Genomic DNA, 20,254 nt, shown 5'->3' with positions numbered 1-20,254 from the left:
CTTAAATCATGTCGTGAAATTAGCCACATGTGAGGAAGTGGACTATGAGCGTGCGGGCCCGTACCGCCATTGGCGCCGTCGTCGGCGCAACCGTCCTCGCCGTTCTTCCCGGTTGCGGGGGCGGGACCTCGACCGACTCCGGTGGCAACAGCCATCCGAAGACCCTCACCTACTGGGCGAGCAACCAGGGCGCCAGCCTGGAGGACGACAAGGCGAAGCTCACCCCCGAGCTGCAGGCGTTCGAGAAACAGACCGGGATCAAGGTGAAGCTCGAGGTCGTCCCGTGGTCCGACCTGCTCAACCGCATCCTCGCCGCCACCACCTCCGGGCAGGGCCCCGACGTGATGAACATCGGCAACACCTGGTCGGCCTCACTACAGGCGACCGGTGCCCTCCTGCCCTTCGACGACAAGAACTTCGCCAAGATCGGCGGTAAGGACCGCTTCCAGGAGTCGGCGCTCGGCTCGACCGGCACGGCCGGCAAGCCGCCGACGGCGGTCCCGCTCTACTCCCTCGCCTACGCGCTCTACTACAACAAGAAGCTCTTCGGCGACGCCGGGATCAGCAAGCCGCCGGCCACCTGGAACGAGCTCGTCCAGGACGGCAAGAAGCTGACCACCGGCGGCCACACCGGCCTGGCCATCGAGGGTGCCAGCATCCCGGAGAACACGCACCACGCCTACATCTTCGCCAAGCAGCACGGCGGTGACTTCTTCGACGCGCAGGGCAACCCGACGTTCACCGCGCCGGGGGTCGCGGAGGGCGTCAAGCAGTACGTCGACTTCGTGGCCGGTGACAAGATCGCCTCGCCGAGCGACGCGGAGTACGCCCAGAACGAGTCCGTCCGCGACTTCGCCTCCGGAAAGGCCGCGATGATCCTGTGGCAGGCCGGCGGCAAGAACTTCCAGAGCCACGGCATGAAGCCCGACGACTACGGCGTCGCGCCGGTTCCCGTGCAGTCCGGTGCGCCCGGACAGGGGCAGAACGTCAACTCCATGGTCGCCGGGATCAACATCGCCGTCTTCAAGAACACCGGCAACCTCGACGGCGCGCTCAAGTTCGTGCAGTTCATGACCAGTGACGCCGAGCAGAAGAAGCTCAACTCCGAGTACGGCTCGATCCCCTCGGTCAAGACCGCCGCGCAGGACCCGGCGTTCGCCACCCCGGAGCAGAACATCCTGCGCACCACCATCGCCACCAGCGCGACGCCGCTGCCGCAGGTGCCCAAGGAGTCGCAGTTCGAGCAGGTCATCGGCGGAGCGCTGAAGGACCTGCTGGCGGACGCGGCGGCCGGACACCCGGTGACGCTGGAGTCGGTACGCAGCCGGCTCGCCAAGGCCCAGCAGCAGATGTAGCGCGGGCCCGCCACTGATGACAACGACCGCGCATCGTCAGGCGCCCCCCGGAGCCCGGGAGACCGGCCCGGGGGCGTCGCGCCGGCGCCCGTTCCGCCTGCCCGACCGGGTGCGGCGCGGGGGCCTGCCGTACCTCCTCCTGCTGCCCGCGATCCTCCTCGAGCTCATCGTCCACATCATCCCGATGGTGCTGGGCCTGGCGATGAGCTTCAAGGAGCTCACCCAGTTCTTCATCCGCGAATGGTGGAAGGCCCCCTGGACCGGGTGGGACAACTACCGGGTCGTGGTGAAGGTGAACGGGCCGATCGGGCACGCCCTGCTGAACTCCTTCCTCGTCACCTGCGCCTTCACCGTGCTCGCGGTCGGCCTGTCCTGGCTGCTCGGCACGGCGGCGGCCATCCTCATGCAGGACGAGTTCCGTGGCCGGGGGGTGCTGCGGGCGCTGTTCCTCACCCCGTACGCCCTGCCGCTGTACGCCTCGGTCATCGTCTGGGCCTTCATGTTCCAGCACGACAACGGCATCGTGAACCACGTCCTGCACGACCAGCTGCACCTCACCGGCAAGCCGACCTTCTGGCTGCTGGGCGACAACAGCTTCATCTCGCTCGTCGTCGTCTCCGTCTGGCGCAACTGGCCGTTCGCCTTCCTCGTCGTCGTCGCCGGCCTGCAGAACATCCCGCGCGAGCTGTACGAGGCGTCCGCGATCGACGGCGCGGGGATCTGGCAGCAGATCCGCCGGGTCACGATGCCGTCCCTGCGCCCGGTCAACCAGGTCCTCGTCCTGGTCCTGTTCCTGTGGACGTTCAACGACTTCTCCACGCCGTACGTGCTGTTCGGACAGGCCCCACCGGCGGGCGGGGACCTGGTCTCGCTGCACATCTACCAGTCCTCGTTCATCACCTGGAACTTCGGCGAGGGATCGGCGATGTCGGTGCTCATGCTCCTGTTCCTCGGCCTGGTCACGGCCGTCTACCTGCTGGTCACGTCACGAAGGAGGGGCGCCCGTGCCTAGCCGATCACCGATGGCGCCGCCGCGCTCCTTCGTGTGGACCCGGCGTGTCGTCCTGACCCTGCTCACGGTGTTCTCGGCACTGCCCGTGTACGTCATGCTGAGCAGCTCGCTCAAGCCGCTGCAGGACGTCGCGGGGACGTTCCGCTGGATCCCGGAGCGGATCACCATCCGCCCGTACATCGACATGTGGCGGACCGTTCCACTCGCCCACTACTTCGTCAACTCGATCATCGTCTCCGTCGGCGCGACGGCCTGCTCGGTGGTCGTGGCGATCTTTGCGGCGTACGCGGTCAGCCGCTACCGGTTCAAGGGCCGCCGGCTGTTCACCGTCACGGTGCTGTCCACCCAGATGTTCCCCGGCATCCTGTTCCTCCTGCCGCTGTTCCTCATCTACGTCGGCGTCGGCAACGCCACCGGCCTCGCGCTGAGCGGCTCGCGCGGCGGCCTGATCCTCACTTTCCTCACCTTCTCGCTGCCCTTCTCGATCTGGATGCTGGTCGGCTACTTCGACTCCATCCCGGAAGGGCTGGACGAGGCGGCAATGGTGGACGGCTGCGGGCCGCTCGGCGCGCTCTTCCGCGTCGTCATCCCCGCCTCGCTCCCGGGCATCGTCGCGGTGGCGATCTACGCCTTCATGACGGCCTGGAGCGAGGTCCTGTTCGCCTCCGTGATGACCAACGACGCGACCCGCACGCTGGCCGTGGGGCTGCGCGCCTACTCGACCGAGACCGACGTCTACTGGAACCAGGTGATGGCCGCCTCGCTGGTCGTCAGCGTGCCCGTGGTCGCCGGGTTCCTCCTCCTGCAGCGTTACCTCGTCGCCGGTCTCACCGCCGGAGCCGTCAAGTGAACGCCGCCATCAGTACAGAAAGGCACTCCGTGGATCACCTCAGCCTGCTCCCCGTGGACTTCGCATGGGGCGTGGCGACCTCCTCCTACCAGATCGAAGGCGCGGTCGACGAGGACGGCCGGTCCCCGTCGATCTGGGACACCTTCAGCCACACCCCGGGGAAGGTGGACGGCGGTGACCACGGCGATGTGGCGTGCGACCACTACCACCGCTGGCCCGAGGACATCGAGCTCATGAAGCGGCTCGGCCTGACCGCCTACCGGTTCTCGATCGCCTGGCCCCGTGTCTTCCCCGGCGGGACCGGTCCCGTGAACGCCCCGGGACTGGCCTTCTACGACCGTCTCGTCGACACCCTGCTCGAGGCGGGCATCACGCCGTTCCCCACGCTCTACCACTGGGACCTGCCGCAGGTGCTCCAGGACGCCGGTGGCTGGGCCAACCGCGACACCGCCCGGCACTTCGCCGACTACGCCGCCTGCGTCGCCGAAGGACTCGGCGACCGCGTCAAGGGCTGGGCCACCATGAACGAGCCGATGTGCGCCGCCTGGATCGGCCATCTCGAAGGCCGGCACGCGCCCGGCCTCACCGACGTGAAGGCGGCCGTGCCCGCGTCGTACCACATGCTGCTCGGCCACGGTCTGGCGGCGCAGGCCCTGCGGGCCACCGTTCCCGACGTCCAGGTCGGCATCGTGAACCTGCTGAACCCGGTGGAGCCCGCGAGCGGCTCGGCCGCCGACGCCGCCGCCGCGGAACGCTTCGACGGGCACACCAACCGCTGGTGGCTCGACCCGGTCTTCGGGCGGGGCTTCCCCGCCGACATGCTCGAGGTGTACGGCGTCGACCTCCCCGAACAGCCCGGTGACCTGGAGAGCATCGGCGCGCCGCTGGACTGGCTGGGCGTCAACTACTACCGCCCGGCCGTCGTCGCCGACGACCCGGACGGCGCCCCGCCGTACGTCCGGGAGACCACGCCGACCGGCCGCCCGCTCACCGGGATGGACTGGGTGATCGAGCCGGAGGGCCTTGAGGACATCCTGACCCGTGTCGCCGAGGAGTACCGGCCGCCCCGGATGTACGTCACCGAGAACGGCTCGGCGTGGACGGACACGGTCGAGGGCGGGCGGGTGCACGACTCCGACCGCGCCGGCTATCTGGAGGGACACCTCGCGGCGTGCGCGTCGGCGATCCGCCGCGGGGCGCCGCTGGCCGGGTACTTCGCCTGGTCGCTGATGGACAACTTCGAATGGGCGGCCGGCTACGCCCCCCGCTTCGGTCTGGTCCACGTCGACTTCGCCACGCAGCAGCGCACCGTCAAGGACAGCGGCCTCCGCTACGCCGAACTGATCCGCGACCACCGGCAGCGGACCGGCGCCTGACCCCGTCGGGCCCTCCCGGGCCCGCCCGCAGACCGCGGCCCTCGCCGGTGTCCGTCTCCCGGCGAGGGCCGCGCCATTCCCCGTGTCGCGCGACGGATTCGTGTTCACTCGCGTGGCCCGCCGTGGAGGCGCCGTCGACGCTTTGTCGGAGCCGGCCGCCATAGTGCCTCCCATGGACTGGAGACCATGGTTGACCCGGTGGAGCGAGGAGTGGATCGGCTGCACCGCTCCGGACGAGTTGGATCCGGATGTGGTCCGCGACGGCTGGCTCGGGTTCGCCCCGGCGAGCCCCGAGGCCGTCGCGGCCGCCGAGGAACGGCTCGGGACGGGATTGCCCCCGTCCTACCGGGAGTTCCTCCTCACTACCGACGGCTGGCGCGACGCCGGATGCTTCGTGTCGCGTATGAGCGACACCTCCACTCTGGACTGGGTGCGCGACCTTGAGCCGTACTGGCAGGACTGGGAGGAGCCCGACGACGAAGAGGGCGATGCCGAGGGTGGTCCGATCAGCCGAGGACTGCTGATCTCACTGGAGGCCGACGCGGGCATCCTGTTCCTCGATCCCGGCGACGTGGATGAGAGCGGGGAGTGGGCCGCCTACAGCCTGTTCTCGTGGCTCGCCGAGCCGCCCACCCGCTTTCCGTCGTTCATCGCGCTCATGGAGAGCCTGTACGCCGAGTTCCATGAGATGCGCCGGCCCGAGGGAGCGACCCGCGACTCTTGGGAGGCCCAAGTCGAAGAGGCGCGCCGCCACGCCCTCGCCGGCGACATCGACGCCGCCGAACCCGTCCTGGCCAAGGCCGAGGACTTCGGCCTGAGCCGCGCCACCGTCCTGCGCGCCCAGATCCTTCTCCTTATCGGACGCACCTACGAGGCCGAGCAGCTCCTGGGACGACTACTGCATCCCTCGTTCACCCCGGACGGGTTCTTCGCCGACCCGCTGTTCGCCGAGGAGTTCCTGCCGCTGCTGTTCGCCGAGCACGCCAGAAGCTCCTCACCGGGCCACAACTCGATTCTGCAGTCCGCGCTCATCGGGGATCCCCCCGAACTGCAGCTCATCATCGCCGAGCACCAGGCGCGGCTCCGGCGGGGTGCGGCCCGCGCGACCTACGGCAACCCCGAATTCGACGACCTCGTCCACGCGGCCCTGGAGCGGCACGCGACCGATCCGGACGCGCTGTGGCGGGCCGTCGGCGAGGCGCTGCCCCGCTGGCGGCCCAGATCCACCGACCACATCGCCCCGGTCGCCCTGCTCACCCATCCCGTCCTGGCCGACACGCTCACCCCTGAACGCGGTCGCGCCCTGCTGTCCCAGCCGCGAGGTGACCACCGATGATGCCGTTTCCCAGCCGGGACGACGTCGCCATGGAAATGATCATCCGAGCCTGCGGCGGTGCCCACGACTTCCCCGACAACGACCTGCGGCAACCGACCGGTGCCGAGACCGACGCGGCAGGCCGCACCGTCAACGTCCGCCGGGACCCCTGCCGCCGCTGCGGAACGGTCCGTCTCACCCGCTGGCAACCACCCGACCCCGGCGCCACCTCCCAGCTCGTCGCCGCGATCAGCACGTACGAACGTCCCGAGCCGGGCGACGTGCCCGGCATCACCGAACGCGCCCTCAAGGTGACCGACGAGGAGTACGCCGCCGTCATCGCCGAACGCGGCTTCTCCGCAGGCATCCCGTCCGACTTCGCCCCGGACCGCCGCGCCACGGTGACCGTCGAAAGTCTCGACGTCACCCTGCGCGTCCGAGCAGGCCAGTTCGCTCTGCTCGACCGTGGCCGCTCGCTCGGCGAAATCCTCCCCGTTCCCCCGCATGCGGAGTCCGCAGGCGAGCTGATCGACGCCGTTCCCGGCGCGGCGCTGCTCTGGGCACCCATCCACGACGGCGACCTCCCCCTCACCGTCCTGATCTGTCCGGCCGATCCAGGACCGGACCGCTCCTACCCCCGGATCGCGGAACTGAGCTGCCGCTACCACAGCGGCCACGTCACTCTCCGCGAGATCGCCGGACGCGCCCAGGACCTTCCGCCGCTGCCCGCCGGTCACGGTGACTACCGCCTGCGCTTCCACACCACCGATACCCGCGGCCTGCTGCAGATCTGGAATCAGCCCCGCACCAGACCGCACGCACTCTCTTCTGCGGAGCGGTGAATGAGATCCTGGGGGACGCTGGCGTTGCCCTGGCCGAACACAAGTCCGAGCATCTGGCGGAGTTCCGACGAACGCCCGGCCGCCTGCTCGATATCCTCGCCGACTGGGAAACGACGGTCAGGCCGCAGCCTGATAAGAACTCGCGAAGATAGGTCGCAAGCCGAGCGTGAGCCAGGCGCCGACAACGCAGCCTGGGACGTCCTGAGCGCCGAACCGGCATCGGCCCCGACTTAGCGCTTCACGCGGGATCGCGCCGAAATTCGGCCACGATGCGCCCAGTCCGCGTTACGTTCGGTGCGTGGGGTGGGCAAACAGGTTCAGAACGTTGGCGGCGTTGGCTGTGGGGCCGGTACTGATCGCGGGGGGCGTGGCGCTGGGGGCCGGCCCCTTTGCCGACTTCGAGGCGTTCGAGCGGGCGCCGTTCTGCGCGTCGCCGCCGCCGGCCGACACGCGCCACTGCGTCACGCGGCTGCCGATGACCGTCATCAAGCAGTCCACGTACACGACCGAGGACCCGGACCCACCGGACCCGCCGCAGTTGCCGCCACAACCGCCGCCGCAGCCGCCCCCGATGGGACCGTTCCGGGTGGCTCCCCCGACCGTGGCGAGGCTGCGGGTCGTCGCCGCCTCGCGGACCACCCACTACAAGATCACCGTGCGCACCGCGGACGGGCGGTACCGCGATTTCGAGGTCGAGCACGGCTTCTACAAGGTGGCCAAGGCCGGTACCACCGGCACCGCCGAAATCTGGCACGGCCGCGTCGTACGGCTGCGGATCGGCGCGCACATCAACGATGAGTGGCCGGACTGGAAACTGGCCCTCCCGGTCTTCATCGTGCTGGCCGGGGTGATCCTGTCCATCGTCGTGGTGACCCGCCTCATCAAGCGGCGCGTCCGCGAGCGAAGGCGCAAGCGCCGCCTCTCCGGCATTCAGCGTTCCCCATGGCCGTTGTGAAGGCCTGCCGCGTAGGCCGGCTCCGCGGTGACTTCACCGTCGCCGTGGTCTCGTTGCCGTCGCCGTCCGAGCGCTGCGCCCGCCTCTACGCCGACTCCGTAAGGCCTGTCGACACGACCGCCGTCGGAAGCGTTGGTGTGGACCCAGATCAAGTCTCCACCGAACCCGAGGCGTCGGTGACCTGCGTCTCGGGCGGGTGGGTGATGCGTGCGGCGTCGGCGTAGCGGGCGGCGAGGCGTGCGAACGCGTTGGTCAGCTCCGGCGGGCCGATGACCTCGATGTCGGTGTCGGAACGGCCGATCGCGGCGGCCAGACCGGTCCATGACCAGGAGCCGAGGGTGAGCCGGCAGCGGTCGGGGCCGAGTTCTTCGACGATTCCGTCCCGGGCGAAGGGGGCTACGGCGGTGGCAGGAAGGTTCAGGACGACCTCGCCGTGGCAGGGCCAGTCGGTGGTGGTACCGTCGGTGCCCCGGAAACGGCCGGTGATGAAGGCGGATACGCCGCCTCCGGGGAGCTCGCGCGGGGTGAAGCGCGGGCCGGTGGGGGTGCGCGGGCGTATGCGGTCGACGCGGAAGGTGCGCCAGTCGTCGCGGTCGAGGTCCCAGGCGATGAGGTACCAGCGGCCTCGCCAGGTGACCAGATGGTGGGGCTCCGTTCTGCGGGGTCGTTCAGCGGGACCGGTCTGGTCTTGGTCATAGTCGAAGCGAAGCTCCGCATGGGCGTGGATGGCGTTGCTCAGGTCCATGAGGAGCTGCGGGTCACCGGGTGAGGTGCTGTCGTTCTCGGAGGGCTGGACGGCGGTGATCCGGAGCATGTCGACGCGCTGGCGCAGACGGGACGGCAGGACCTGGCGGATGGTGGACAGGGCACGTGTGGCGTCTTCGCCGATCGTGGTGTCGGTGGCCGCGACCTGGAGCGCGACGGCCATGGCGACGGCTTGGCCGTCGTCGAACAGCAGTGGGGGCAACTGCGAGCCGGCCTCCAGGCGGTAGCCGCCGGAGGGCCCCTTGAAAGCCGTGATCGGATATCCGAGCTCCCGTAGCCGGTCCACGTCACGGCGCACCGTGCGCGAGGTGACGTCGAGCCGCTCGGCGAGGTCGTCGCCGGACCAGTCACGGTGCGTCTGAAGCAGCGAGAGCAACGCGAGCAACCGCGACGAGGTTTTCTGCATGGCCCCATTCTGCGCGGAGTACAGGACACAACCTGTCCGCTACCCCTGAAATGGTGGCTACCAGAGTCGCCGAGGGGGTGTTGCCCCTGGCCACGGGGTTGCAGCGCCCGTGGGCCCTGTCGTTGCAGCGGCGCACCTCCGTTCGAACCGAAGGCAAAAGGAGCAAGGACATGTCCGTTACCACCACCACCCACCTGAACTTCCGGGGCAGCGCGCGGGAGGCGCTCGACTTCTACCAGTCCGTGTTCGGCGGGCGCACCGTCGCCGTCACGTACAAGGACGCCGGCGCTGTGCGGAACGAGAACGAGGCGGACTGGGTGATGTGGGGCGAGGTCGTCGGCGACAACGGTTTCCACGTCATGGCTTACGACGTGCCCTCCCAGCTGCCCTGGAGCCAGGGCGAGAACCCGTTCTTCGTCTCCGTACGCGGCGATGACGCCGACGAGATCAGCGCCTTGTGGCAGAAGCTGGCGGAGGGCTCGACGGTGGTGCAGCCCCTGGAGGCGGCGCAGTGGGCGCCGCTGTACGGCATGCTCACCGACCGCTTCGGCGTGACCTGGGTCCTCGACGTCGCCGCTCCGTACAACGGCTGAGCCGGTCCGGCCAGGCACAGAAGATCGCCCGGGCCGCCGCGCCCCTGCGGCGGCCCGGGAGAGCGAACCGGAAGGGAACGGGGCACCGTGCGAATGCGACAGCTGGGACGTACCGGCATCGAGGTCAGCGCCTACTGCCTGGGCACCATGATGTTCGGCAAGCTGGGCAATCCCGACCACGACGACTGCGTGCGCATGATTCACCGGGCGATGGACGCGGGCATCAACTTCGTCGACACCGCCGACGTGTACGGCTACAGCGAGACCGAGGAGATCCTCGGTAAGGCCCTGAAGGGGCGCCGCGACGAGGTGGTGCTGGCCACCAAGTTCAACGGCCCGATGGGCGAGGGCCCCAACCGCAGCGGCAGCTCACGCCGCTGGATCATGGCCGCGGTCGAGGGTTCACTGCGACGGTTGCAGACCGACCACATCGATCTCTATCAGATCCACCACCCGGACCCGCAGACGGATATCGAGGAGACCCTCTCCGCGCTCACCGACCTGGTACGCGCCGGGAAGGTCCGCGCGATCGGTTCCTCCGACCTGCCGCCGCTACGGCATGGGCGTCCTCGTGTGGAGCCCGCTGGCCATGGGCCTGCTGACCGGCCGCTACCGTAAGGGCACCGCGCCGCAGGACAACGCCCGCATGCGGTGGGTCCCCCGGCACCTCACCGACGAGGGCAAGCTCGACGCCGTCGAACGACTCCTGCCCGTCGCCGACGAGGCCGGCATGTCCCTCACCCACCTGGCCATGGCCTTTGCCATCAGCCACCCGGACGTCACCTCCGCGATCATCGGCCCGCGCACCAGGGAACAGCTGGACGACCTGATCGCGGGTGCGGCCACCACACTCGACGACGGCATCCTCGACCGGATCGACGCGATCGTCCCGCCCGGCACCGACCTCGGCCCCCTGGACGTCTCCTACACGCCGCCCTCCGTTACCCGGCCTGCCCTGCACCGCCGCCCTGTCGACGAGCGGTCCGCGGTCTGAGCACCCATGACCGTCCTCAGCGCACGCGCCCTGAACCGCGCGACCCTCGCCCGCCAGTACCTGCTCGAACGCGCGGACACACCCGTCCGTGACGCCGTGGCACACCTGTGCGGCATGCAGGCGCAAGAACCACCGGAGCCGTTCATCGGTCTGTGGTCCAGGCTGCGCGCCTTCAAACCGGAGGAACTGGACGAGGCGCTGACGGCGCGTGCGGTCGTCCGTACGCACCTGATGCGCCGCACCGTCCACCTGGTCACCGCCGACGACGCACTGGCCTGGCGGGCCCGCCACGACGCCATGCTGCGTCAAAGGGTGACGGCCACCTACCGACGCGAACTCGCGGGCATCGACCCGGACGAGGTCGCCGCGGCCGGCCGGGCGGTCATGGCCGATGGCCGGCCCCGCACCATGGCCGACCTCGTCCGCGCACTCGAAGACCGCTGGCCCGGCCCGCCACGCCGGGTCCTGGGCGAGCTCCTCGTCGCGGCCCTCATCCCGATGGTCCAGCTCCCGCCGCGCGGCCTGTGGCACACGACCGCCGGGGTCCGGAATCTGTCCCTGGCCGCCTGGATCGGACGTGACATCGCCCCGCTGTCCGCCGACCCGAGCGATCCGGTCGGGCAGCGGCTGGTATGGCGCTACCTCGCCGCCTACGGGCCCGCCGCCACCGCGGACATCCGCGCCTGGTGCGGTCTCGCCGGTCTTCCCGCCGCCGTCAAGGCCCTCCGCGAGCAGCTCGTCGTCTTCCGCGACGAACGCGGCCGCGAACTCCTCGACCTGCCCGACGCACCGCGCCCGTCCCCGGACACGCCCGCCGCCGTCCGGTTCCTCCCGGCGTTCGACAACGCGATCCTCGGCTACCACGACCGCAGCCGCATCATCGACGACGCCCACCGCGGTCTGTCCGTCGCGGGCCGACGCGCCGTGCTCGTCGACGGAGGCGTCGCCGCCACCTGGACAGCAGGCGACCAGCGGCTCCGCGTGACGCCGCTGCGGCCCCTTGCCGTCCCGGAGCGGGAGGCCATCGAGAAAGAGGCCCACGACCTCGCCACCTTCCTGGACGAGGGCATCGAACACGTGGAGATCACCGCCGCTCACGCCGACCGCTGAGCGCGTGTATCGGCCGACGGCCGCTGCGCTCGCGGGCCGGGGGCGCGAGCGTGGGAGGGCCCGCGCGGCGGGGTGCCGCGCGGGCCCGGGGTGGCAGGGGTCAGGGGATCACGGGTAGCTGACCACGTCGACCGGGGTGGTGGCGGTGCCCTGGGCGGCGCCGCCGGTGTTGTTGATGACGTGGTCGATCGTGCCGTTGCCGCCGAGGGACACCGTCAGCAGGTCGTGGAACTTCACGCCGGAGGCGTTCGGCGCCTCGAAGGCGTGCGCCGCGTGGATCGAGGGATCGACGTTGAAGTAGCAGTAACTGCCGAGGCCCCACCCTTCGTGCGTCGTGACGTTCGCCCCCACCTTGTAGGCGGCGTAGCCGTTGGTGGAGCCGTTCATCCAGGCGGCCTGGTTCGGCGGGTCGTACGGCATCTCGTTCTGGAAGAAGTACGTACGGCCGCGCTCGCCGTTCCACACGACTTCGTACTTCTGGTAGTGCTCGACGAACAGGCCGTACGCCGTCACGTCGTTGCCGTTCACGGTCAGGCCGGTGTCGGCGGTGTTGCTCGTCCAGCCGACGCCGGAGCCGTGGTCGGCGCGCCAGGCCCAGATGTGGTCGATGATCGCGTTGTTGCTGTTGACGACCAGGCTGTTGGTGGCCTTGCCGACGCCGGCGCCGCCGATCCGGAAGAACACGTCCTGGATCGAGGTCGGGTCGGTGGAGTGGTCGGCCGTGGATCCGCTCGGCCCGACTTGGAGCAGGTTCGGCGAGTTGGTAGAGCCGGCGTCGAACAGCAGCCCGGCGATCTTCACGCCGTTCACGTCGGCGACGGACATCGGCGTGACGCCGTTCTGGGGTACGAGCGTGGCGTAGCCGAGGCCGAGGACGACCGTGTCGGCGCGGGTCACGTTGAGCGTCTGGTCGATCTTGTAGACGCCCGGGGTGAACAGCAGGTTGAGGCCCTGCGCCAGCGCCTGGTTCAGCGTCGCCGCGCTGTCGGACGGCTTGGCGACGTAGAACTGGCTCAGCGGGATGGACGAGCCGGGCGTGCTCCCGCCGCTCCAGGTCGTGCCCTGGGTGTTCTGCCGCAGCGCCGGCACGAACACCCGGTACGCACCGGAGGAGTCGACGTATAGGAACGGCTTCTCCCGCGTCACGGGCGCGTTGGCCACGGTCGTGTACGGCGGGTTCGGGAAGCTCTGCGCCGGTGCGCCCGCCACGCCGGTGAACACCATGTTCCACACGCCGTTCAGCCAGCCGCCGATCTGGCTGTTACGGGTGAACCACTGCTGCTGGGAGTACGGCTGCACCTGGCCGTCGACCTTGCTGTCGGCGATGTAGCCGCCGCTGGCCCAGCCGTAACCGGTGGGCGCGAGGTTGAGGTCGCCCTTGATGTGCATACGGCGGAACGGCGCGGCCTGGGACACCGCCCAGCGGTCGGACCCGCCGGAGGGCTGCACCGCCATGTTCTCAGCGGAGCGCCAGAAGTTCTGGGTGGCGTTCCCGTTCATCCAGCCGGCGTCGACGTTGACCGAGCCGTTGATGGTGACGTCATCGGGGTTCGCGCCGAGCCCGGCGATGGAGGTGTAGAAGCCGATGTTCGCGTTGACGTTGTAGCTGCCCGGCTTGAACAGCAGCGCGTACCGCTCGCTGCCGAACTGGTTGCTCTCCTGCTGCTGGAAGACGGTGTCCAGCCGGCTCTGGATGGTGGCCGAGGACATCGACGGGTCGAAGACGTACACGTTGGGCCCGAGGTCGCCGCCGCCGGGGAGCGTGCCGCCGCCCCCGCTCGCGGTGTGGACGACGAACTCCCACAGCGAGTAGCCGTAACCGGTGGTGCGAGCGGTGCCGTACATGCGAACGTAGCGGCCGGTGCCGCTGACGTTCAGCGTCTCGGTGCCGCCCTGACCGGTCGTGGTGGAGTAGATGGTGGTCCAGGTGTTCCCGTCGGACGAGGTCTGGATCTGGTACGCCTTGCCGGCGGCGGTCTCCCACTGCAGCACCACCTGGCAGACGGACTGCGAGGAGCCGAGGTCGACCTGGAGCCACTGCGGGTCGCTGAAGGCACTGGACCAGCGGGTGCCGCTGTCGCCGTCGACCGCGTTCGAGGCGGGGGTGCCGGAGTTCTCGGTCGACGACGCGGTGGCGGGCCGGCCCTGGGCCGCGTTCGCGGTGCCGCAGGTGGCGGCGCCGGATGCCGGGGCGAGGGCGACGAAGAGGCCGGTGAGCAGGGCGATGACCGCGGCGATCGCCACCGGCAGGTGGCGTTGGGGCCGCGGTCTGGTACGGGTGCCTGGGACGAAGGCGGGTCTCATGAGCTTCTCCCGGTTTCGGGGGCGGGGAGGAGGCGACGCGTGCGGCGCCTTCGGTGCACGCGTCGAGGCGGGGGCCCGTTGATACAGGGCTTAATTAATGACGTGATTTAACCTCGGGGGTGTCGCATCGTCAAGGCCGTGTAACACCCGGCAGCGCGGCTTTTCGATCGCTTGTTATAAGATCTGAACTAATCGGGGAGGTCGGTATGCGGGAGCACGTCAGTTCGGAACGACGGCGAGGCACGGTGCGGGACCTCCGCCGTGACAATCGGTCGGTCCTGCTCTGGTCGCTGTACTTCGACCAGCCCTGCACGCGCCAGGAGCTCAGCCAGGCGACCGGCCTGTCTCCCGCGTCGGTCAGCAACGTCGTCCGGGAGCTGATCGAGGAGGGCGTCGTCGCCGAGGCCGGGGCCGTCGACTCCGACGGCGGGCGGCCGCGCGTCCTGCTGCGGATGAACCGCGACTACGGCTACGTCATCGGCGTCGACGTCGGCGAGACCCGCGTCCGGGTCGAGCTGTTCGACCTGGCGATGAACGAGCGGGCCAGGGCCGACTATCCGCTCGACCCCCGGGAGCACGGCGTCACGACGATCGTCGAGCGGATCCTGGAGGGCCTGTCCGCCGTGCTCGCCGACGCGGACGTCGACGCCTCGGCGGTGCTCGGGGTGGGCATCGGGGTCCCCGGCGTGGTCGAGCAGGGCGACGAGGTGCTCGTGCACGGCCAGACGTACGGCTGGGACGCCGTCCCCCTCGAGCGCCTGCTGCGGTCCGGGACCGACCTGCCGCTGCACATCGACAACGGCGCCAACACGATGGGCCGCGCCGAGATGTGGTTCGGCGCCGGGCGGGGCGCCCAGCACGCGGTGGTCTGCCTGATCGGCTCGGGGGTCGGCGCGAGCATCATCGCGCACGGCAGGACGCACCGTGGATCTACGTCCAGCGCCGGCGAGTGGGGCCACACCACCATCGTGGTCGGCGGCCGCAGTTGCCGGTGCGGCGCCGCGGGATGCCTGGAGGCGTACGTCGGCGCCGAGGCCGTCCTCGACCGCTTCGGCAGGACGCCCGGCCAGGACGAGGAGTCGGCGCTGGCCGCCCTGCTCGACGCGGCCGCTCGCGGCGAGGACGACGCGACGCACGTCCTCGACGAGACCGCGCTCTACCTCGGAGTCGGCCTGGCCGACCTGATCAACCTCTTCAACCCCGAGCAGATCATCCTCGGCGGCTGGGCCGGCCTGCTGCTCGGCGAGCGGCTGCTGCCGGCCATCCGCGACGCGGCGCAGCAGAACTCGCTCAAGCACGCCTTCTCCTCGACGTCGATCGAGCTGGGCAGGCTGGGGCCCGAGGCCGTGGCACTCGGCGCGGCCACCCTCCCCATCGAGCTGTTCCTCAACGGCGCCCCCCTCTCCCTGGCAGACCGCCGCCGCTCCGCCGGCTGACCACGGTTCAGAACCTGGCAGCTCTTACCGATCAACGCGACGACGGCAGGGACTCGCGGTCCGTGCGGAGCGCACTCGGAAAACATGCGTCAATTACAGGTTGACGATTCCGGGATCGTCAACCTACGGTTGACGCATGAGCCCACTCGACATCAGCCTCGCTGACCTGATCACCCATCTCGACGAGGACCTCCCCGACGCCAACGACCTGGCGCGCATCAGCGAGGCGCACCTACGTGCCCAGACCCTGTCCGACCTCGCCGACCAGCTCGTCGGCCACTACGTCGGCAAGGCCAAGCAGGCCGGCGCGTCGTGGAGCGAGATCGGCGACGCCATCGGGGTGTCCAAGCAGGCCGCCCAGCAACGCCACGCGCCCGCCGCGTTCGAGCGGTTCACCGATCTGAACCGGCACAGCATCGTGCTGGCGCAGGAGGCCGCCCGAACGCACAAGCACGACTTCATCGGCACCGAACACATCCTTCTCGGCCTGCTCGGCGAACCGCGGGGCCTGGCATACGAGGTGCTGATGGCGAAGACCGAGTCGGAGCAACGCATCCGCGACGCGATCGAGGAGTCGATGCCGCCGGCCGGAGAGAAGGCGCTGCGAGGTCACATCGCGTTCCGGCCGGAGAGCAAGGAGGCCATCGAGCAGGCACGCCGCGCGTCGGACGACCTCGGCCACGACTGGGTCGGCACGGAACACACACTGCTGGGCCTGATCCGCGCCGAGGAGAGCCCGGCCGCGCAGATCCTGCGCAACCTCGGCTTCACATCGGACGAGCTGCACACGACGGTCAAGACCGAGATCACCAAACGGCTCGCCGCCCGCGACGAGCAGTAACGAAACGATCAGTCGCCCCGGCGAACCGGGTCGGCTGGGGGGCTCGTCATGATCCCCGGCTTTCGCTGCCTCCTAGAGGCACTGGATGCCAGGGATCATGGCATCCTGTACCGCGCCGCGCCGCATCATCGCAGTCGATGATGTTCGTAGGCGGCAGAGGCATATGAGGCTGCAGGCCAGTTCGAGCAGGCCCTGGTGGAGGTGGGCGCCTCCTTCGGAGCGCGCACCGCTTTCGGTCCTCGAAGCCTGGCAACTCCTGCGGTCCGCAGACCAGAACTGCTTGCGGCCCGGGATTAGGTCAGATGCAGGAGGGAGCCTCGGTCCCTGGACCGATGATCGCAAGTCGGAGCGTGGTTAACGTCAAGTCCCATGAACATCGATGGCGCGCTGGATGAGGCCTACGAACGGTTGCATCGGACCGGACCGGAGTTCGAAGGCTGGCTGAGCAATCACGGCCCCATGGCGGTGGAATCCATGATCAGGCGCGGACACGCGCGCCAGGTTCATCGTTGGCTGGACGGCTACATGCGTCGGCTGGACGAACTGCCCCGCGGCACCTCGCCCATCACCGTCCACGACTGGCGCACGGCGCTGGGGGACCCCCACCGGCTCGGTGATTGGCTGGCATTCTTCGACCGGGAGATGACCGAACAACCCTGGCGGGTGGTGCTGGAAACGTGGTGGCCACGGCTGCTGCCGGGCATCGCGGCCGGCGCCACCCACGGAGTGATCCGCACCGGCCACGCCGTTCACGCCCTGCTGGACCATGAGGACGGGCCGCGTCTGGCCGAGCTCGGCCAAGCCCTCGGATACTGGGCCGCACGCTGGCAGCAGGTCCCGTTCACCGCGCCCTCCGGAACCGCCGACCCGGCGTCGGCTCTCGCCGCCGTCCCCCGCGTTCCCGACCAGAGTGCGGGCATCAACCATCGGCTCGACCAGCTCGCCGGCCTCACCGGCTGGCCGACCGCGCTCACCGCGTTGAGACCCGCTGCCGACGCCGTACGGGCCCGGGACCTGCTGGCCGATCTGACGGCCGCCGCCACGGCGCATTATCTGCCGAACGCGCGCGGCTCTGCCGTCATGCTGGTGCACGCAGCGACCGCACCGATGGCCGTCCTGCGCACCCTGCCCGCGCTGCCGCGTGACCGATGGGTCGTGAGCCTGCACGCGGCATGGGCGGCCAGCGCGGCCGTGACCGCGGCCTATACCCCCGCCACGCCCGAACCCAGGCACACTCTGCCCACCGCCCCCGGCTCACCGGACGAGGTGTTCGCCCGCGCCGTCCGCCACGGGGACGAACACGTCATCAAGCTCGCCGACACCTGCCTCGACGTGCACCAACGCACGGGCGACCCCGACGCGCTCGCCGCGGTGATCCGGGCGACCGACCTGATCGACGAACTTTGACGGCAGGACCGCCTACGGCCGTTACCGAGGAGGAGCAGCGAAGCGGCCCCTCTGGGAAGAGGGGCCGCCCTATTTTCTACCTGGGCTTTGTTCCTTCTGGCGCCGCCACTGGGGCAGTGCAGCGAGACAGCTCAGCCGACGGCAGTGGTCGCTGTCAGCCGTTCTGCTTCTTGTTCCTGGCTGTGGCCCCCGCCACACCACCGGCCGCAGCACCCGCGACGGTGATCCCGGGGTTACCACCGCTGGCCTTGGCGCCGGCAACAGCGCCGGCAGCCGCGCCACCGATCGGGCCCGTCTGTCTGCTCTCTAGAGGCACTGAATGCCAGGGATCAATGCTTACGGCCGCTTCACCGCGCGGAACAAGCGGAAGCCGGAGGAATGACCATCGGACCTGACGCGCGCCGCGCCGCATCGTCGCGCCGGAGACGCGACAGACCGCAGCGGACGCGTCAGCGCTTTCGTCGTTCCAGGAAGGCCGTCATCCGGGCCTGCTTGTCCTCACCCTCGAACAGGAGGGCCTGGGCGGCCAAGTCGAAGGTCGTGGTGGCGGGGCGGGTGCTGCGCAGGGCGAGCTTGGTCAGTTCCAGGGCCCGCCACGAACGCTCGGCGATGGTGGCCGCGAGCGCCCGGCCGCGTTCGGGCAGCTCCTCGCCGTTCTCGGCGACCTCGTCGACCAGGCCCTCGGCGAGAGCCTGGTGGGCGTCGAGCCGCGCTCCGGCGTAGAGCATGCGGCGGGCGGTGGCCAGGCCGACCAGTTGCGGTAGCCGCCAGTTCGCGCCGGCGCCGGCGATGATGCCCAGCGCCAGCTCCGGCTGGGCGAACCGCGCGTTGGGCGAGGCGATGCGGAAGTCGCAGGCCAGCGCCAGCTCGCAGCCGCCGCCGAACGCGGGGCCGTCGACGAGCGCGATCGTCGGCCAGCGGTGCGCCTCCAGCCGCTCGAACAGCCCGGCGTTGATGGCCAGCAGCGCCGCGTCGGCGTCGCGCTCGCGCAGCTCGGCGATGTCGGCCCCGGCGGCGAACATGCCAGGCGTGGTGGAGTGCACGATCAGGACGCACGGCTCACGGCGGGCCTCGTCCAGTACCGCCGTCAGCTCGGTGACCATCGCCTGGTCGAGCGCGTTGTGCTTGGCCGGCCGGTCGAGGCCGACCCACCACAGGTGGTCCTCGCGGCGGACCTGGACCAGTGTCATGACGTCACTCCGCTCCCGTCAGGGTCGCTCCGGTCAGTGCCCGGCGGCGCAGCAGTGGGGCGCGCCGGTACCGCGGTTCCCCGTAGGACTCCTGGAGGGCGGCCAGGATCTCGTCCACGGTCTCGGCGCCCCACCGGTCGCCCCAGGCGATCGGGCCGAGCGGGTGGCCGGCGCCCAGCCGCATGGCCGTGTCGATGTCGGCGGCGGTGGCGACCCCCTGCTGGAGGGCGTCGGCGGCCAGGTTGACCAGCATGGCGACGGTCCGGGTGACGATGAGGCCGGGCGTGTCGTCGACGACGTGCACGGCCAGTCCGGCCGCCTGAAGCAGGCCGATCGCCTCGTCCAGGGCCTCCTCGGGACAGCCGTCGCAAGGTGCGATGGCGACTGCGCTGGCGGTGGCGTCGTCCAGCGTACGGTCGACGACGATCAGGGCCCGGCCGTGCTCCTCGACCAGTTCGGTGGCCGTGGCGCCGGTGCTGCGGACGAGCAGCGCGCCGCTCGGCAGGACGACCGTGTCGTTCGACAGCGCGCCGACGCGGAAGTCGACCTCGGCGCGGGTCAGCAGCGGGTGCAGGTCGGCCGCGCCGTTGAAGGTCACCTCTCCGACCGGCACCGGGCGCGGCGCGGCGGCGGTCGCCTCCGGCGGCGGCGCGTCCGGGCCGTACCCGTAGACGCCCCGCCCGCTCTTGCGGCCGAGCCGCCCGGCCTCCACCAGGGCACGCTGCGCCGGGGCCGGCGCGAAGCGCGGGTCCTGGCCGAACGCCGTCCACACCGAGCGGGTGACGGCCTCGTTGACGTCGTGGCCGATCAGGTCCATCAGCGCGAACGGCCCCATCGGAAAGCCACCGGCGCCGGTCAGCACGGCGTCGATCACCTCGGGAGCGGCGGCGCGCTCCTCGTACAGCCGCCAGGCCTCGGCGTAGTACGGCCGGGCGATCCGATTGACGATGAACCCCGGCGTCGCGGCGGCGCGGACGACCGTCTTGCCCCACCGCTCGACCAGGGCGGCCGTCCAGTCGGCGAGCTCTGCCGCGGTGTCGGCACCGGCGATCAGCTCGACGAGACGCATGCGCGGCACCGGGTTGAAGAAGTGCAGGCCGAGGACCCGGTCGGGACGCTCCAGACCGGCCGCGATCGCCGTGGGCGACAGGGACGAGGTGTTGCTCGCCAGCACGCACTCCGGGCCGACCGCGCGCTCCAGGTCGGCGAACAGCCGCCGCTTGACCGCCAGGTCCTCGACGATCGCCTCGATCACCAGCCCGGCGGACGCCAGCGCATCGAGGGAGTCGACGGCGGTCAGGTCCAGGGCGTCGGGGTCCGCGTCGATCTTGCCGCGGGTCACCAGGGTCTTCACCCGCTCCCGGATGCCGGACACGGCGCGGTCGGCGGCGCCGGGGGCCGTGTCCAGCAGCAGGACCTGGTGTCCGGCCAGGGCGGCGACCTGGGCGATCCCGGTGCCCATGGTCCCCGCGCCCACCACCGCGACGACGTCGTTCATCGTGT

16 protein-coding genes and 1 pseudogene are annotated in these 20,254 nt (G+C 70.3%); 13 read left to right on the top strand and 4 right to left on the bottom strand.

Annotated features, from left to right (window positions below; translation table 11 throughout):
* The first annotated feature begins 44 nt into the window (after nucleotides 1–44).
* The 7 genes from AB0L00_RS22295 to AB0L00_RS22265 all read left to right on the top strand — a co-directional run bounded on the left by AB0L00_RS22295 (nucleotide 45) and on the right by AB0L00_RS22265 (nucleotide 7,705).
* Entirely contained in the window at nucleotides 45–1,355 is a 1,311-nt protein-coding gene (locus AB0L00_RS22295; protein ID WP_364437216.1) for a sugar ABC transporter substrate-binding protein, read from the top strand.
* A 16-nt stretch (nucleotides 1,356–1,371) separates the two neighbouring features.
* On the top strand, nucleotides 1,372–2,367 hold the full coding sequence (locus AB0L00_RS22290) for a sugar ABC transporter permease (RefSeq protein WP_364437214.1): 996 nt from the start codon (nucleotides 1,372–1,374) through the stop codon (nucleotides 2,365–2,367).
* A complete protein-coding gene (locus AB0L00_RS22285; RefSeq protein WP_364437211.1) occupies nucleotides 2,360–3,217 on the top strand; it encodes a carbohydrate ABC transporter permease in 858 nt (285 codons plus the stop codon). The genes AB0L00_RS22290 and AB0L00_RS22285 overlap by 8 nt, the downstream gene beginning before the upstream one ends.
* 53 nt (nucleotides 3,218–3,270) lie before the next feature.
* Nucleotides 3,271–4,593: a GH1 family beta-glucosidase gene (locus AB0L00_RS22280; RefSeq protein ID WP_364437208.1), complete on the top strand. Its 1,323-nt coding sequence runs from the start codon at nucleotides 3,271–3,273 to the stop codon at nucleotides 4,591–4,593.
* 172 nt (nucleotides 4,594–4,765) lie between these two features.
* A complete protein-coding gene (locus AB0L00_RS22275) occupies nucleotides 4,766–5,929 on the top strand; it encodes an SMI1/KNR4 family protein (RefSeq protein WP_364437205.1) in 1,164 nt (387 codons plus the stop codon).
* The gene (locus AB0L00_RS22270) at nucleotides 5,926–6,750 is read left to right on the top strand and encodes a hypothetical protein (RefSeq protein ID WP_364437203.1); all 825 of its coding nucleotides are present in this window, start codon (nucleotides 5,926–5,928) and stop codon (nucleotides 6,748–6,750) included. The genes AB0L00_RS22275 and AB0L00_RS22270 overlap by 4 nt, the downstream gene beginning before the upstream one ends.
* A 325-nt stretch (nucleotides 6,751–7,075) precedes the next feature.
* Nucleotides 7,076–7,705 (top strand): hypothetical protein, encoded by a 630-nt coding sequence (locus AB0L00_RS22265; RefSeq protein WP_364437200.1) that lies wholly within the window; start codon nucleotides 7,076–7,078, stop codon nucleotides 7,703–7,705.
* 148 nt (nucleotides 7,706–7,853) lie between these two features.
* On the opposite strand, the gene AB0L00_RS22260 is transcribed toward AB0L00_RS22265, so the two are convergent.
* Entirely contained in the window at nucleotides 7,854–8,876 is a 1,023-nt protein-coding gene (locus tag AB0L00_RS22260) for a WYL domain-containing protein (RefSeq protein ID WP_364437199.1), read from the bottom strand.
* Between the two features lie 170 nt (nucleotides 8,877–9,046).
* Here AB0L00_RS22260 and AB0L00_RS22255 point away from each other — a divergent pair, with 170 nt between their 5' ends.
* From AB0L00_RS22255 to AB0L00_RS22245, 3 genes and pseudogenes are all read left to right on the top strand, one after another.
* Nucleotides 9,047–9,469 (top strand): VOC family protein, encoded by a 423-nt coding sequence (locus AB0L00_RS22255; protein ID WP_364437196.1) that lies wholly within the window; start codon nucleotides 9,047–9,049, stop codon nucleotides 9,467–9,469.
* A gap of 93 nt (nucleotides 9,470–9,562) precedes the next feature.
* A pseudogene (locus AB0L00_RS22250) lies at nucleotides 9,563–10,463 on the top strand (aldo/keto reductase).
* Nucleotides 10,464–10,469: 6 nt separating this feature from the next.
* Nucleotides 10,470–11,573, top strand: a complete 1,104-nt coding sequence (locus AB0L00_RS22245; protein WP_364437194.1) for a winged helix DNA-binding domain-containing protein — start codon at nucleotides 10,470–10,472, stop codon at nucleotides 11,571–11,573.
* Between the two features lie 108 nt (nucleotides 11,574–11,681).
* Here the strand turns inward: AB0L00_RS22245 and AB0L00_RS22240 are convergent, their stop codons facing one another.
* Complete coding sequence (locus AB0L00_RS22240) at nucleotides 11,682–13,877, bottom strand: discoidin domain-containing protein (protein WP_364437192.1); 2,196 nt, start codon at nucleotides 13,875–13,877, stop codon at nucleotides 11,682–11,684.
* Between the two features lie 206 nt (nucleotides 13,878–14,083).
* Here AB0L00_RS22240 and AB0L00_RS22235 point away from each other — a divergent pair, with 206 nt between their 5' ends.
* The 3 genes from AB0L00_RS22235 (at nucleotide 14,084) to AB0L00_RS22225 (ending at nucleotide 17,561) form a co-directional block, all read left to right on the top strand.
* Complete coding sequence (locus AB0L00_RS22235) at nucleotides 14,084–15,313, top strand: ROK family transcriptional regulator (protein WP_364437189.1); 1,230 nt, start codon at nucleotides 14,084–14,086, stop codon at nucleotides 15,311–15,313.
* A gap of 136 nt (nucleotides 15,314–15,449) precedes the next feature.
* The gene (locus tag AB0L00_RS22230) at nucleotides 15,450–16,154 is read left to right on the top strand and encodes a Clp protease N-terminal domain-containing protein (protein ID WP_364437186.1); all 705 of its coding nucleotides are present in this window, start codon (nucleotides 15,450–15,452) and stop codon (nucleotides 16,152–16,154) included.
* Between the two features lie 369 nt (nucleotides 16,155–16,523).
* Nucleotides 16,524–17,561: a questin oxidase family protein gene (locus AB0L00_RS22225; protein ID WP_364437183.1), complete on the top strand. Its 1,038-nt coding sequence runs from the start codon at nucleotides 16,524–16,526 to the stop codon at nucleotides 17,559–17,561.
* Between the two features lie 449 nt (nucleotides 17,562–18,010).
* Here the strand turns inward: AB0L00_RS22225 and AB0L00_RS22220 are convergent, their stop codons facing one another.
* Both AB0L00_RS22220 and AB0L00_RS22215 read right to left on the bottom strand, forming a co-directional pair.
* Nucleotides 18,011–18,751, bottom strand: coding sequence for an enoyl-CoA hydratase/isomerase family protein (locus tag AB0L00_RS22220; protein WP_364437180.1), 741 nt, complete (start codon nucleotides 18,749–18,751; stop codon nucleotides 18,011–18,013).
* A gap of 4 nt (nucleotides 18,752–18,755) precedes the next feature.
* The gene (locus AB0L00_RS22215; protein WP_364437177.1) at nucleotides 18,756–20,249 is read right to left on the bottom strand and encodes a 3-hydroxyacyl-CoA dehydrogenase; all 1,494 of its coding nucleotides are present in this window, start codon (nucleotides 20,247–20,249) and stop codon (nucleotides 18,756–18,758) included.
* Between the last annotated feature and the right edge of the window lie 5 nt (nucleotides 20,250–20,254).

The organism is Actinoallomurus sp. NPDC052308, assembly GCF_040679195.1.
Lineage (GTDB): Bacteria > Actinomycetota > Actinomycetes > Streptosporangiales > Streptosporangiaceae > Actinoallomurus > Actinoallomurus liliacearum.
Note: the sequence above shows the minus strand (reverse complement) of the source record. Positions and strands in the feature narration are given on the sequence as shown.

Bases quoted from the DNA above. Each gene is read 5' to 3' on its own strand.
- AB0L00_RS22230 (WP_364437186.1), top strand. From the start codon at position 15,450: ATGAGCCCACTCGACATCAGCCTCGCTGACCTGATCACCCATCTCGAC.
- AB0L00_RS22275 (WP_364437205.1), top strand. From the start codon at position 4,766: ATGGACTGGAGACCATGGTTGACCCGGTGGAGCGAGGAGTGGATCGGC.
- AB0L00_RS22295 (WP_364437216.1), top strand. From the start codon at position 45: ATGAGCGTGCGGGCCCGTACCGCCATTGGCGCCGTCGTCGGCGCAACC.
- AB0L00_RS22260 (WP_364437199.1), bottom strand. From the start codon at position 8,876: ATGCAGAAAACCTCGTCGCGGTTGCTCGCGTTGCTCTCGCTGCTTCAG.
- AB0L00_RS22225 (WP_364437183.1), top strand. From the start codon at position 16,524: ATGAACATCGATGGCGCGCTGGATGAGGCCTACGAACGGTTGCATCGG.
- AB0L00_RS22235 (WP_364437189.1), top strand. From the start codon at position 14,084: ATGCGGGAGCACGTCAGTTCGGAACGACGGCGAGGCACGGTGCGGGAC.
- AB0L00_RS22255 (WP_364437196.1), top strand. From the start codon at position 9,047: ATGTCCGTTACCACCACCACCCACCTGAACTTCCGGGGCAGCGCGCGG.
- AB0L00_RS22290 (WP_364437214.1), top strand. From the start codon at position 1,372: ATGACAACGACCGCGCATCGTCAGGCGCCCCCCGGAGCCCGGGAGACC.
- AB0L00_RS22245 (WP_364437194.1), top strand. From the start codon at position 10,470: ATGACCGTCCTCAGCGCACGCGCCCTGAACCGCGCGACCCTCGCCCGC.
- AB0L00_RS22270 (WP_364437203.1), top strand. From the start codon at position 5,926: ATGATGCCGTTTCCCAGCCGGGACGACGTCGCCATGGAAATGATCATC.
- AB0L00_RS22240 (WP_364437192.1), bottom strand. From the start codon at position 13,877: ATGAGACCCGCCTTCGTCCCAGGCACCCGTACCAGACCGCGGCCCCAA.
- AB0L00_RS22220 (WP_364437180.1), bottom strand. From the start codon at position 18,751: ATGACACTGGTCCAGGTCCGCCGCGAGGACCACCTGTGGTGGGTCGGC.
- AB0L00_RS22215 (WP_364437177.1), bottom strand. From the start codon at position 20,249: ATGAACGACGTCGTCGCGGTGGTGGGCGCGGGGACCATGGGCACCGGG.